Annotated in this window: 15 protein-coding genes; 10 read left to right on the top strand and 5 right to left on the bottom strand. The window is 37.3% G+C overall.

Going from position 1 to position 12,206, the window contains the following annotated elements; genetic code table 11:
* Window positions 1-1,215 precede the first annotated feature (1,215 nt).
* The 10 genes from BUB71_RS09895 to BUB71_RS09850 all read left to right on the top strand — a co-directional run bounded on the left by BUB71_RS09895 (window position 1,216) and on the right by BUB71_RS09850 (window position 8,344).
* Window positions 1,216-1,965, top strand: coding sequence for a GntR family transcriptional regulator (locus tag BUB71_RS09895; RefSeq protein ID WP_073154687.1), 750 nt, complete (start codon window positions 1,216-1,218; stop codon window positions 1,963-1,965).
* A gap of 41 nt (window positions 1,966-2,006) precedes the next feature.
* Complete coding sequence (locus tag BUB71_RS09890) at window positions 2,007-2,849, top strand: BtpA/SgcQ family protein (RefSeq protein WP_073154686.1); 843 nt, start codon at window positions 2,007-2,009, stop codon at window positions 2,847-2,849.
* Window positions 2,850-2,864: 15 nt separating this feature from the next.
* Window positions 2,865-3,593, top strand: coding sequence for an amidohydrolase family protein (locus BUB71_RS09885; protein WP_073154685.1), 729 nt, complete (start codon window positions 2,865-2,867; stop codon window positions 3,591-3,593).
* A gap of 17 nt (window positions 3,594-3,610) precedes the next feature.
* Entirely contained in the window at window positions 3,611-3,997 is a 387-nt protein-coding gene (locus BUB71_RS09880) for a PTS sugar transporter subunit IIA (RefSeq protein WP_245815569.1), read from the top strand.
* 10 nt (window positions 3,998-4,007) lie between these two features.
* Window positions 4,008-4,493 (top strand): PTS sugar transporter subunit IIB, encoded by a 486-nt coding sequence (locus tag BUB71_RS09875; protein ID WP_073154683.1) that lies wholly within the window; start codon window positions 4,008-4,010, stop codon window positions 4,491-4,493.
* 14 nt (window positions 4,494-4,507) lie between these two features.
* Window positions 4,508-5,278: a PTS mannose/fructose/sorbose/N-acetylgalactosamine transporter subunit IIC gene (locus tag BUB71_RS09870; protein WP_073154682.1), complete on the top strand. Its 771-nt coding sequence runs from the start codon at window positions 4,508-4,510 to the stop codon at window positions 5,276-5,278.
* Window positions 5,275-6,105: a PTS system mannose/fructose/sorbose family transporter subunit IID gene (locus BUB71_RS09865; RefSeq protein WP_217653547.1), complete on the top strand. Its 831-nt coding sequence runs from the start codon at window positions 5,275-5,277 to the stop codon at window positions 6,103-6,105. Before BUB71_RS09870 ends, BUB71_RS09865 begins: the two co-directional genes overlap by 4 nt.
* Before the next feature lie 29 nt (window positions 6,106-6,134).
* Window positions 6,135-6,863, top strand: coding sequence for an amidohydrolase family protein (locus BUB71_RS09860; RefSeq protein WP_084731392.1), 729 nt, complete (start codon window positions 6,135-6,137; stop codon window positions 6,861-6,863).
* 365 nt (window positions 6,864-7,228) lie between these two features.
* Entirely contained in the window at window positions 7,229-7,825 is a 597-nt protein-coding gene (locus BUB71_RS09855; RefSeq protein WP_073154681.1) for a TetR/AcrR family transcriptional regulator, read from the top strand.
* A 24-nt stretch (window positions 7,826-7,849) separates the two neighbouring features.
* Window positions 7,850-8,344 carry a hypothetical protein gene (locus BUB71_RS09850; protein ID WP_073154680.1) on the top strand — a complete coding sequence of 165 codons (495 nt, stop codon included), beginning with the start codon at window positions 7,850-7,852 and terminating at the stop codon, window positions 8,342-8,344.
* 156 nt (window positions 8,345-8,500) lie between these two features.
* On the opposite strand, the gene BUB71_RS09845 is transcribed toward BUB71_RS09850, so the two are convergent.
* The 5 genes from BUB71_RS09845 to BUB71_RS09825 all read right to left on the bottom strand — a co-directional run bounded on the left by BUB71_RS09845 (window position 8,501) and on the right by BUB71_RS09825 (window position 12,178).
* Window positions 8,501-8,857: a VOC family protein gene (locus BUB71_RS09845; RefSeq protein WP_073154679.1), complete on the bottom strand. Its 357-nt coding sequence runs from the start codon at window positions 8,855-8,857 to the stop codon at window positions 8,501-8,503.
* Between the two features lie 105 nt (window positions 8,858-8,962).
* Window positions 8,963-9,601: a response regulator transcription factor gene (locus tag BUB71_RS09840; RefSeq protein WP_084731390.1), complete on the bottom strand. Its 639-nt coding sequence runs from the start codon at window positions 9,599-9,601 to the stop codon at window positions 8,963-8,965.
* Entirely contained in the window at window positions 9,598-10,629 is a 1,032-nt protein-coding gene (locus BUB71_RS09835; RefSeq protein WP_073154678.1) for a sensor histidine kinase, read from the bottom strand. Before BUB71_RS09835 ends, BUB71_RS09840 begins: the two co-directional genes overlap by 4 nt.
* Window positions 10,626-11,261, bottom strand: coding sequence for a cell wall-active antibiotics response protein LiaF (gene liaF, locus BUB71_RS09830; protein WP_073154677.1), 636 nt, complete (start codon window positions 11,259-11,261; stop codon window positions 10,626-10,628). The genes BUB71_RS09835 and liaF overlap by 4 nt, the downstream gene beginning before the upstream one ends.
* Window positions 11,262-11,278: 17 nt before the next feature.
* Window positions 11,279-12,178, bottom strand: a complete 900-nt coding sequence (locus tag BUB71_RS09825; protein ID WP_073154676.1) for a DUF4097 family beta strand repeat-containing protein — start codon at window positions 12,176-12,178, stop codon at window positions 11,279-11,281.
* Between the last annotated feature and the right edge of the window lie 28 nt (window positions 12,179-12,206).

Genomic DNA, 12,206 nt, shown 5'->3' with positions numbered 1-12,206 from the left:
CAAGGTTTCGCTCCTTTCGAGGCTCGAAGGGGTATGCTCCGATCAGATCGGCATGTCGATAGTGTTTTGTTAATCCCTTCTTTATACTATTCGACTGTACATGGTTGATTCTATTATATATCAAAAGGCTGAATAATGGTTTATATTAAGTGTTTTTATTGAATATAGAAATGAATAGACTAGATTCCCTAGAATAGATAATCTCATTCAGACTGATGAAAAACCTATATTATGGTTAAAGGAGGAGATGGTTTGCGATGACCGGACAAATGCTCCTTACCCCGTATTTGCCTAGGCGCTACAAAGCCACGACTGTGTAGCGAAGAATAGGCGGTAGTACTGTCTGCACACGCCGTGCAAAGGGGAAAGATAGAGTAGGGCTGTTGCTGGCGGTTTTCGTCGAGCTAGGGATCACAGTCAGCAGATTGATGAATAAATATAGGAGTATCTGAAAATGTGTTCTGAAAAGTTGTTTGTTTTTGAGGAGAGAAATGCAGGTATAGAGTAGTCTAATAGGTAGCCGAAGTATTTATAATATTTCGATATATAATATAACAAAGGACCGAGCAGGATACGCTCCCTGCTCGGTCCGATGTTGGATCAGTTGCAACCGCTCTTACTCGGGATCTGCATCATCGATGAAGACACGAGTGTCGGTGATGTCATCATCATTCTCCTCAGGTCCTTTGCCTGGGACAAGGGGCAGCTTCAAGATTTCACTCCTTTCGAAGCTCGAAGGGGTATGCTCCGATCAGATCGGCATGTCGAAAGTGCTTTTTTAATCCCTTCTTCATACTATTCGACTGTACATGGTTGATTCTATTATATATCAATAGGCTGAATAATGGGTTATATTAGAGTGTTTTTATTGAATATAGAAATGAATAGACTGGATTCCCTAGAATAGATAATCTCATTCAGATTGATGAAAATCCTATATTATGGTTATAGCCAAATGAAAAAAAGCATGTTTAAAGGAGGAGATGGTTTGCGATGTAGCTTGAACTGGAGGCATCCATCCTTTTCAATAACACGTAGCATAAACCTTGACTCCTAATAATGATAGCGACTTATACATTGTCTACAAGCTGATATCATTTTAATTATGTATAAAAATATATATTTTGCTTGACAGTTAAATTCTCCTGCTATATGATGAAAGCGCAATCAAACGTCATGACGTTATGTCATTATATCTAGAGCTAGGAGATTTATATGAGAGATTTTGGCTTTCAAATTGATAAAAAGGCAAGAATTCCCTTGCATCATCAGATTTTTTTACAGATTAAGGAATCGATTGAAGAAGGGAGATGGAAAGAAGGGGATAAAATTCCTTCTGAAACAGACTTACAAAAGATATTTGATGTGAGCAGAATTACGGTTCGAAAGGCAATTGAAGATTTAGAGAGAGATGGATATGTCCAAAAGCGCCAAGGGATTGGCACTGTTGTTATGCCGGTCAAGCATGATTACAGCTTAGAAGAGTTAACCAGTTTTAGTTCTGATATTGAAAAGATCGGTGGCACATCCAAGTCTGTCGTTCGAGCATTTCAAGAGATGGAAGCAGATATCAAGATTGCCAGTGCACTAGGTGTTGAAATAGGAGAGACGGTCTATTATCTTGAACGTTTACGTATTAGTGATGATCGGATCGTTGGTTTGCATAAAACCTATATCATTAAAAATGAACGAATCCAGATTGATCCAAATGAGATTCATAGTGAGACTTCTTTGTATCGTTTATTAACGGAAAAAGGGGTCCAGTTGGATCATGCAGATGAAGTCATAGAAGCAAGAATCGCAGATAACGAGTTGAAAGAAATTTTAAAGGTAAACGGCGAACAAGCGATTTTTTATAAGGAACGTGTCACTTACGATTTACTGGATAAACCAATCGAGTATGTAGAGATTTTTTATCTAGCTGACCATTATCGCTATAAGGCTTCGATGAAGATAAAAAAATAAACCATTTGACCACGCTACTATTAATCAGGAGGATTTTGTAAATGTCGAAAATTAGTGTACTTCCACAAAAAGAGAATGCGATTGTTGAGATTTTCGGGAAGAAAAAAGCGATCATCGGCATGATTCATGTTAAACCATTACCTGGTGCACCACGTTACAAAGGTGAGAGTATGCAAGAGATTATTGAATACTCTTTGCAGGATGCAATCACTTTACAAAAAGCTGGCATTGATGGATTGATGTTTGAGAATGCCGGAGATATTCCATTCCCTAGACCTGAAGATATTGGTTATGAAACGGTTGCTGCATTGACTGTGTTAGCAAATGAAGTGACAAGAACTGTGCAGATACCATTTGGTTTTAATTACTTGGCAAATGGTGTTATCCAATCGTTGGCTTCAGCAAAAGCAACGAACGCGAATTGGGTTCGTTGTAATCAATGGGTAAATGCATATGTAGCCAACGAGGGGATTATGAATGGGGCTTCCTCGCAGGCGATGCGTTACCGGGCAAATATTCAGGCGGATCAAGTAAAAGTGATGGTTGATGTACATGTGAAGCATGGGAGTCACTCGATTGTAGCGGATCGAAGTTTGGAAGAACAGACTCGGGATAATATTTTCTTTGATGCGGACATCCTGATTGCTACCGGAAATCGAACAGGTGATGCCACCATGTTGAGTGAAATTTTAGGAATCAAGGATCATACTGAGTTACCAGTGTTAGTTGGAAGTGGAATCGATACTGATCATGCAGATGAGCTATTACCACATATTGATGGTGCGATTGTTGGGTCGTCATTGAAAGAAGATGGGGCTTGGTGGAACCCAGTTGACTATGACCGTACTGCTCGATTGATGGAAATTGTAGAGAAATATCGGTAGGAAGAAGGGGAGAATATGAAAATATATGATATTCATTCTCACCTTGGAAAAACAAGCTCAGGGGAGGAAAATTCCCCTGAACAATTAGTAAATGAATTAAGTCAATTTGGTATTTCAAAGGTGGGAATCAGCTCTTTATCAGGTGTCTCCACCCGAGCACAAAATGATTTGATCTATGACGCAATGTGTAAATTTCCCGGTGTAGTCGAAGGGTACGCCTTTATTAATCCAAAAGATCCACAAGCAATTGAAGAGGTACACAAGTGTTTAGGTGAATACAAAATGAATGGAATCAAGTTTCATTCATGGAAACATGGCTATTATCCAGATAATTGTCCAAGTTTGCCAGATATCTTATTTGAAATCCAGAAGTATGGTGTCCATGTTCAAACACATGTAGGAACTGCACCACTTAGCACCCCATTTATATGGGCAGAGTATGCAAAGAAATTTCCAAAACTAGACTTTTTATTCACTCATACAGGGTTTTATGAATTTGGCTTTGCAAGCATTGAAGCGGTGAGAGAGCTTTCAAATGTATGGGTAGAAACATCAGGGCAAATGGATGTTGAGGTCTTAACAAAATCAATTGACCTACTAGGCCCAGAACGAGTCGCCTTTGGTGTCGATTGGCCCTATAAGTTGGTAAATATTGAAGTGGAAAAGTTTTATTTGCTTAAAATACCTGAACAGCAATTAGAACATATTTTCCATAAGAATGCTGAGTATTTATGGAGAATGTAAAGGAAGTGCATCGAGTGATGAAAATAATCGTTGCCACACATGGGGAACTATCTCAAGGTTTGATCCATGCAGCTAAGATGTTAATTGGAGTATTGCAAGATGTTGCTTCCATTCAACTGCAAGCAGGAGAAAATATTGATCATTTCCAAGAAAGATTTGCTCAATTGATTGGAGAAACGGATGAACATCAACAATGTCTTATTTTTTGCGACATTTTAGGAGGAACACCTTTTAACATCGCAAGTAAACTATCCTATCAAAATCAGCATATTGTCGTTTTTCATGGTGTGAATCTACCCATCTTTTTAGAAGCAATCATGCAAAGAGAAGGGAAAAATGTAAACGCTTTAGCTGAAGAGTTAGCTACAAATGCTGCAAATAGTTTAGGAATCGGGATGTTTTAGGAGGACAATTATGAAAATAAATCTGATGCGAATTGATGACCGTTTAATTCATGGGCAAATCGTAACAGCTTGGATTGCTTATGCAAATGCAGATCGAATTCTAGTAGTCGATGACCTAGTGGCAAATGATGAGTTTCAACAGACCTTATTAAAGATGGCGACTCCTGCAAATGTGAAACTAACAATGGTCTCGGAGGAAGAGGCGCGTTCTCTTATCAAGGAAGATCAATCCGATGAGCCATCCTTTCTAATTGTAAGAGGTGTTCAGCAAGCACTAGCGTTAATCGAGAATGGTTTGGATATTGCAAGCCTAAATGTAGGCAATATCAATATGAAAAAAGGAAAGACGAAAATTTTGTCTAGTCTTTGGTTGGATGAACAAGAAGTTGCCGCTTTTCGCAAATTAGCAGCGTTACAAGTAAAACTTGATGTCAGAACAGTACCAACAGATCGTAGTCAGGATGCAATTGAATTGATTGATAAACATTTTAGATAAAGGGGTGGTGCCGGATGGATCTTTTACTGCTCAAAGCAATACTTGTCGGGGTCTGGGTAACAATCGCTTTTATCGATTCCCATACGTTTCAATTGCATATTTTCCGGCCTATATTTACAGGCCCCATTGTCGGACTCATCATGGGCGATCTACAGTCAGGACTTGTTGTGGGTGCAACGGTTGAATTGATGTTTTTAGCTGTCATCTTTGTCGGTACAGCGGTACCACCAAATCCTACAATCAGTACAGCGATTGCCACTGCTTTCGCAGTGATTGGAGGAGGCGGGGCAAAACTTGCTATTGCAACCGCTTTACCAATTGCTCTGATTGGACAAATTGTTGAGACATTACAAAATACGGTGATCAATGTTTACTTTATGCATCGAGCAGAAAGAGCGATTGAGAAGCTTGATTTACGCGGCTTGATTTATAATAATACTATTTTTCCTATGGCTATGAATCTTGTTTTATATGGTTTACCAACTTTTTTAGCGATCTATTTTGGAGCGGAATATGTCCAACACATTATCAATGCAATCCCAGATAAAGTGGTAAAAGGCTTAGCTGTTGGAGGTGGTTTAATCGGAGCTGTTGGGTTTGCATTACTCTTAAAATCAATCAAGTCAAAAACTTTGTGGCCATTTTTCTTCCTTGGATTTTTCTTTGCGGCATATATGAAAGTAAACATGATTGGCATTGGTTTATTAGCGGTTATTTGTGTAGCACTCTATTATTATTTAAAAGTTGCTAAACAGCCAACAGAACCGGGAGGTGTAGAGAAATGACAGATCAAAAAATAAAAGAAAAGAAACTATCCAAAAAGGATTTGTGGAAAGTTTTTTTTAACCAAATGACCATCCGGTGTGCTAATAATTTTGAAAGACAACAAAATGCTGGATTTACGCAAGCAATGATGCCTGTAATTGAAAAAGTTTATGATGATCCTGAAGAAAAGAAAGCTGCTTATGAAAGACATATGGAGCTATTCTTAACCCAAGATATGGTTTCGGCTATTCCTGTTGGGATATCAGCAGCAATGGAAGAAAGATATGCCACAAAGAAAGATATTGCCCCAGATTCAATTAATGCCGTAAAAACAGCAATGATGGGCCCGTTAGCAGGATTAGGCGACTCATTAATCAATGGTACAGCGCGTCCAATATTGGCTGGGATTGCTTGTTCCTTGGCGCTAAGTGGCACTGGTTTATTAGGACCTATTCTATTTGTCATTGCGATGAGCATCATCACATTGGGTGTGCGTTATTTAGGTGTTTTTAAAGGGTATGAGCAAGGCACAAAAATCGTAGCAAACTTACAAAGTAGTGGTTTAATCAGTCGAATTTCCGAGCTTGCTTCCGTTGCTGCATATGTGATAAGTGGTGGTTTTATCTCTGCTATTGTTTATGTGAAGATACCGATCGTCTATACAGCAGGAAAAACGACATTGAAAATTCAAGATATTTTAGATGGCATGATACCAAGTTTAGTCCCCCTACTCTTTACCGGCTTAATCTATTGGTTGATGACGAGGAAGAAAATGTCCCCTGTTATGTTAATGCTTTTAACAATGCTAGTTGGGATTGCTGGCGTCTATCTGGGTATTTTGGCTTAAAATATTTATAGCTGAAACTGGTGATAAAGATGATCATTGACTTTCATTCACATATAAAAAGAGAGAAGGAGTCAAAAAAATATCTTGCAGAAGAATTAATAGAGGATATGAATCAATACCAGATTGATTTGCGTATGGTCTCAGCAATTGAAGGACGATCAATTGTTGAGCAAAACCGTTATATTTCATCATTGGTCGAGCAGTATCCTGATCGATTAGTCGGAGCCGCTATGATCAATCCAAAAAATGACCAAGCTGTTGAAGAAGTTGAAGAAGCCTTAGCATTACCAGGAATAAAATGTGTAGAAATGAATGCGCTTGAACATGGCTACTTCCCTGAAAAGTGCGAGCAAATCAATGATATTTTAAAAGTTGTAGAGAAATATCATGTCCCTGTTAAGGTATTTACTGGCATAGGAGCGATGTCTTTACCTCAACAATGGGCAATCTATGCAAAAAGGTTTCCAAAGGTTGATTTTGTTATGCTTCATATGGGTTGTTTCGACTTCGGTTATAGTTGTGTTGATGTAGCCAAAGAGCTAGATAATGTTTTTGTTGAAACTTCTAATCAATATGAAGTGCAAATTCTAAATAAAGCTTTTCAGCAATTACCGAAAGAGAAAATAATTTTTGGTTCGTTATATGCAGAGCGGTTGACAAAATGCTCGATTGATCTTTTTGAACTATTTCATTTAGATCAAGATATGCTTGATGCAATCTATTTTAGGAATGCAAAAAAACTGCTAGGAATCGAATAACATAATCGAAAAGATCATCATATCAATAAATGTTAGCTAATCTAGAAAAGCTTACGAATCAAGGAAACTAGCATAATGGCAGCGACAATCAAACAGAGCCACATCAGTTTGCGGTCACTTCGGTCAAATGAATTCATCGATTCGACCTCCTTTGCTTCTTCCATTTATTATCTCATATGTAGAGCCCATCACTCGTTATACGTGTGATGGGCTCTTGTCGCTTTGATGACAACTTTATGGATCCATTTGTGGACACTGATGAAATATTTTTTTAGGTTCTATTGACACCGCAAATGAATGGGATTATTATAAAACCATAAAAACAATTTGTTGTTTTGTTTTTTAAAAGGAGCTGAAGCCATAATATGCCGCAATTTACACAAAGAGAAAAAGAGCAGATTAAGGAGCAGTTGCTAACAACGGCTAGGAAGTTATTTGCTACCAAAGGATTAAAGAAAACTTCTTTAGAAGAGTTAACGAGTTCTGTTGGTATTGCGAAGAGTAGCTTTTACATCTTTTTTGAGTCAAAAGAAGTTCTCTATTTAGAGTTACTTGATGAGGATGGGCCTGGGATTGAAGAGCGTGTTTGGACGGTTGTAAACGAGCAGAAAACTACCCAAGATAAGTTAAAAAGCTATCTTCATGCAATGACAAAGGAATTAGAGGAAAATCCTTTAATGAAAAGATTACAAACACATCCAGAAGAAATTCAATTAGTGGCGCGTAAAGTAAGTCCTGAGTTTTTACAGCGGAAAACAGCGAGAAATATCATACCGCTTATTCAATTTCTGGAGCAATTAAAAGAAGCTGGGCAACTGATCGATGAGGATATTATGACGATTGTCAGTTTCATGCGTGCAGCCATGACGATTTCTCGACATAAGGAAGATATCGGAGAAGAACAATATCCAAAAGTAGCTGAAATGATGTTTGATGCGATTTCCAAATATATAACCATATAACTTTCAAAAAAAGGGGTAAGAACGATGGATGTGCAAAATATATTAGACTGGGCATTTGAACGGCATTTGAATCCGCTGAGTTGGTATATCCGTCCCATTTTTTTAGTGATTATCTGTTATTTTGCCTATAAACGCAGTTGGAAAGGGATACTGATTACATTTTTGGTGATGACGAGCAGTATGGTCTGGTTTCCAGCTCCAGAAACGATTGATCCTAAAATGCAAGTTGTCTTAGAGTTTGAAAAAATGCTGTTAAGTCAACCTTTGACTGCTGTGATTACGCTATTTGTAGGTGTGGTGTTTGTTGTTTTAGCTTGTATGGCATTTTGGAAACACTCCTTAAAAATGGGCTTGATCATTCTCAATAGTGCATTAATCGGTAAAATCGTGTTGGGTTTAATCTTTACTGGTGAAAATGGTTGGGCTCCGATTGGCAATACGCTCTTCGGTCTTCTAATCATAAATGGAATTGGTTACTTTATATTTAGAAGGATGAAAAAAAGACAAGTGGCTTTATAGGAGAATAATAAGTTTCATGATTAGGAAATGATTCATTCACTCTTTTCAATCTCGAGTGAATGAATCATTTCTTGTCTTACAAGTTGAAATTGATTTGTTTAGATAGTCTCAAATCAAATTTACTCATACTGATTCAGCGTATACAGATCGATTGGCTTAGGAATATCTAGCTTCTTGATAAAAGACTTCAATGTTGAAATTACCAGGAGCCATGACATAGAATGTCCAATTGTGTAACTGTTCCGGCGGTTTTACATCAAAGCCATCTTCCTTTAGACGTTGATTAATCTGATTTACTTTTTCTTTGCTCTCTTGACCAAAACCGATATGAAAAGTCTGGGGATACTTCACTTCTGTTCCCTTCATCAAACTGAGCATCAAGTTATGATTGTCCCTCAACAAAGCAAATCCTTTACCCCGGACAAAATATGTTTTCAAATCAAAATACTTCTCTAGAAATTCTTTAGTTGCAGTTACGTCAGGTACAGTCAGGTTAAGGTGATTCAAGATCATCTTTCATCACTTCCCTTCTCTTCTGATTATATCGAAATGAATAATAGAATTTGAGGAAATAATATAGCGAATTATGGTGACAATTGTGAATCACAATATTCATTTCTATTCGTTTTGAAGTTGAAATAGACCATGATGGTATGCGTAGATTACTGCTTGCGTACGGTCTTTTACCTGTAACTTGGACAGTAGATTGGAAATATGATATTTGACAGTGGCAAGACTAATATGAAATTCTATAGCAATTTGTTGATTGCTTTTTCCCTGTGTAATAGCCTTCAAAATATCAAGTTCTCTTGAAGTGAGTGAATGATGAAGTGAATGTAGATCATTAGAATGCGTGAGCAATTTTCCAGCAATGGTTTCATCAATAACTGCTTGTTGATTCATTGATTGGTAAATTGCAGAAATAATTTTTTCCGGATTGGATGTTTTGAGTAAGTAGCTAAATGCACCAGCATCTAAAATTCGCCTTGCTTGCTCGCTATTTTCATAACTTGTTAGAACAATAATCTTTACTTGTGGATGGGCTTCCATAATGGACTTCGTCGCTTGAATACCATCTAGCTGTGCCATTTTCACATCCATTAGGATGACATCTGGATTTGTCGTTTTTGTATACTGAATCGCTTCATACCCGCTATTTGCTTCACCTACAATCTGAATCTTTGGTTCATTTTGTAGAAGACTTTTTAGACCTAAGCGAATCATTTCATGATCATCTACAATCAAAAGCCGAATCAATATTTCTCGCTCCTTTCAGGTATAAATGGAATTTGAACCATTACTTGTGTACCTTCTCCAGGAGCCGTCATGAGATCGAAGATTCCTCCCATTTCTGCTGCTCTATCCTGAATAGAAGTAAGTCCGATAGAGGGAGGGGTCTTTTTCAAATGAAATCCTTTTCCATCATCGATAATCTTAAAATAAATTTGTTTATCCAATAGTTTTAATGAAACAAAGATCCTAGACGCATTTGCATGTCTACGAATATTGGAAAGTCCCTCTTGAAGGATGCGAAATAGATGACTGGCAACTCCCTTTGATAGTTTTGGAATGGGGGTCAGCTCCCATTCGATGTGGATCGAGTATTTGTTTTTATGATCTTCAAGTAATGATTGAATAGCTTTGTCTAAGGTTTGGTTCTCTAAGGGAAGTGGATGAAGGTGCAATAATATAGAACGAATTTCATTTTGAGCATCATGAATAATATTTTCTATCATTTCTATTTTCTTATATTGCTCAGAAGTAGTCGAATTCCGTTTTTGTAGACTGGAAAGTATCATTGAGATTGCAAACAATTGTTGACTCACCGAATCATGAAGTTCTCTTGCAAGTTTTTGTCTTTCTGCTATTACAACGGTTTGTTTCAGTTGGTTTTCCCATTCAAGTCGATCAGTAGTGAGCTTCTGTAATATTTGTGTTTGTTTCAGGCGCTGTTTGTGAACTTGTGGCAAGATATGTTCGATCAGATCAAATGCATCAGTTGCATAAAGCGTCAATCTTTCTATGTCAGCATTCAACTTTATTTGTCTGATTAATGGTTGTATTCCTCGTAATCGACGTTTTGTTTTTTGAAACTGAAGAAGTTGGCTTGAGTAACTAAGTAATAAATTAATCATTGGTATCCAGATTATAAGCGGAATAGCGGCTATTCTTACTGTTAAGAAGAAGAACCATTCAAGATGAAGTGAGAACTGAATCAAACAGAGAATAAATATAGAGATCGCATTTCCAAACACGAATAGGTATCGAAAATGTTGATGATTCATTGCTGTATCACTTCAATCTCACCAATCAAATAAAGAATTGATATGCTGATCTTTTGAGCGGAATGAGGATCGTTTTTTGATGAAACTTGGATGGGAGAAGGGAAACGTTTGACTTCACCAAAAAAGTCCATTTTTCCAAATAAACCAACTGCGGAGATGGAGATAGTAAGATCAGCAGGTACAAAAATTCTGGTTTGACCAAACCAGCTTTGGATGATGATACGATTTTCACCATTGAGTAGGATCGCTTGATGTAGATTTAGATTGATCAATCCTACACCGCAAAAGAGATGAGCATGATCAAGTCTTCGTGGTGTTTGCAATGGGTCAACCTTACCAAACCAAGTATGATTTTTTTGTGCATGATTTTTATAACATAAGAGTTGAAAGCCGTAATAAATAAACATGATGGCAACACAGATCTGTATAACTGGTAAGATCAATTGGAAATAGATCAGAATCAATAATGTGATACTGATGATTGCAGCTAAATAATAACGACCTATAAATAAGAATATTGAAATAGGTAGTATGAGAATAAGGGTGGAAACATAGTAATCTTCTGTAAATAAGTATACCAATGAACTAAAAGCTCCTATGAGTAAGAAAAAGAAATAGCGTGAGTAGTTCATCAAACTCCCTCTCTCAACTATTGAATCGAAATATTTCCTGACTTGTTTTCTATGCGAATCGGCCATTTCCCTTGTCCATAATCTCCCTTCCAATGCTGTTTAGTAGTGAGACCTCTAATCGGTATCTTGCCGGATATGTGACCATGCTCTGTAATGGCATCAAGCGAGAAAGCGGATGATGGAGGGAGCGATAGTCGAATATTTCCGGAGATCACTTTGATATGAGTTGGTTTGATCAATTCTTTTAGCTCTATCTGCACCTTTCCAGAAACTATATTTGCATCTAACTTCCCCGTATACTGATCGAGATTGAGGTTTCCAGATAATATATTGAAATTTGAAGTATGAGCTTTTAATTGATCTCCATAAAGACTACCAGTAGTACCTTTGTACATGAGTTGATTTAATAAAAGATGATCTAGTTTTGTTATTCCGGCAGTTGATTGAATAGCGAGACGGTCAATTGACCAAGTTTGTTTTATACGAACCCCTGAAATGGTTAAATTGCCTTCTGTATGAAGGATAAAAGACTGATGATAAGATGAGGGTACAATGATACGCACTTTTGATTTGTTTCGAAGTAAAAAATGTACAGTAGTTGGTTTGATTTCAATGTGTAGTTGCTTGTTCTGTTTTGACATCACCAGAGTAGGTTGAGGAATTGACTGACTGGCAATCTGAATTTGTAGTTGCTTTTGCTTAGCAGGAAGAATTTCTGTATCAAATGGAACGTTAACTTTAATCGATTGGATTTCATCTAATGATGATGTGTGTTGCAACATCTTTTCGCTCAAAAAGCCGAATCGTTGTCCAATATGATAGATCGAAATAACGAATAAGCTAAACCCGATTAGTATGAGAGTTACTCCTGCCAAGTTTCTATAGAAATTGGAGTGATTCGATTGGTATATAAGCAAACTCTCCTTTGTTAAAACAAGCAATGTA

Source organism: Seinonella peptonophila (assembly GCF_900129355.1).
Classification (GTDB): Bacteria; Bacillota; Bacilli; order Thermoactinomycetales; family Thermoactinomycetaceae; genus Seinonella; species Seinonella peptonophila.
The sequence above is the reverse complement of the archived record's forward strand: the minus strand, read 5'-3'. Positions and strand labels throughout refer to the sequence as shown.

What these genes read in the sequence shown, in the direction of transcription:
- BUB71_RS09895 (WP_073154687.1), top strand. Translation starts at nt 1,216, where the DNA reads ATGAGAGATTTTGGCTTTCAAATTGATAAAAAGGCAAGAATTCCCTTG.
- BUB71_RS09890 (WP_073154686.1), top strand. Translation starts at nt 2,007, where the DNA reads ATGTCGAAAATTAGTGTACTTCCACAAAAAGAGAATGCGATTGTTGAG.
- BUB71_RS09885 (WP_073154685.1), top strand. Translation starts at nt 2,865, where the DNA reads ATGAAAATATATGATATTCATTCTCACCTTGGAAAAACAAGCTCAGGG.
- BUB71_RS09880 (WP_245815569.1), top strand. Translation starts at nt 3,611, where the DNA reads ATGAAAATAATCGTTGCCACACATGGGGAACTATCTCAAGGTTTGATC.
- BUB71_RS09875 (WP_073154683.1), top strand. Translation starts at nt 4,008, where the DNA reads ATGAAAATAAATCTGATGCGAATTGATGACCGTTTAATTCATGGGCAA.
- BUB71_RS09870 (WP_073154682.1), top strand. Translation starts at nt 4,508, where the DNA reads ATGGATCTTTTACTGCTCAAAGCAATACTTGTCGGGGTCTGGGTAACA.
- BUB71_RS09865 (WP_217653547.1), top strand. Translation starts at nt 5,275, where the DNA reads ATGACAGATCAAAAAATAAAAGAAAAGAAACTATCCAAAAAGGATTTG.
- BUB71_RS09860 (WP_084731392.1), top strand. Translation starts at nt 6,135, where the DNA reads ATGATCATTGACTTTCATTCACATATAAAAAGAGAGAAGGAGTCAAAA.
- BUB71_RS09855 (WP_073154681.1), top strand. Translation starts at nt 7,229, where the DNA reads ATGCCGCAATTTACACAAAGAGAAAAAGAGCAGATTAAGGAGCAGTTG.
- BUB71_RS09850 (WP_073154680.1), top strand. Translation starts at nt 7,850, where the DNA reads ATGGATGTGCAAAATATATTAGACTGGGCATTTGAACGGCATTTGAAT.
- BUB71_RS09845 (WP_073154679.1), bottom strand. Translation starts at nt 8,857, where the DNA reads ATGATCTTGAATCACCTTAACCTGACTGTACCTGACGTAACTGCAACT.
- BUB71_RS09835 (WP_073154678.1), bottom strand. Translation starts at nt 10,629, where the DNA reads ATGAATCATCAACATTTTCGATACCTATTCGTGTTTGGAAATGCGATC.
- liaF (WP_073154677.1), bottom strand. Translation starts at nt 11,261, where the DNA reads ATGAACTACTCACGCTATTTCTTTTTCTTACTCATAGGAGCTTTTAGT.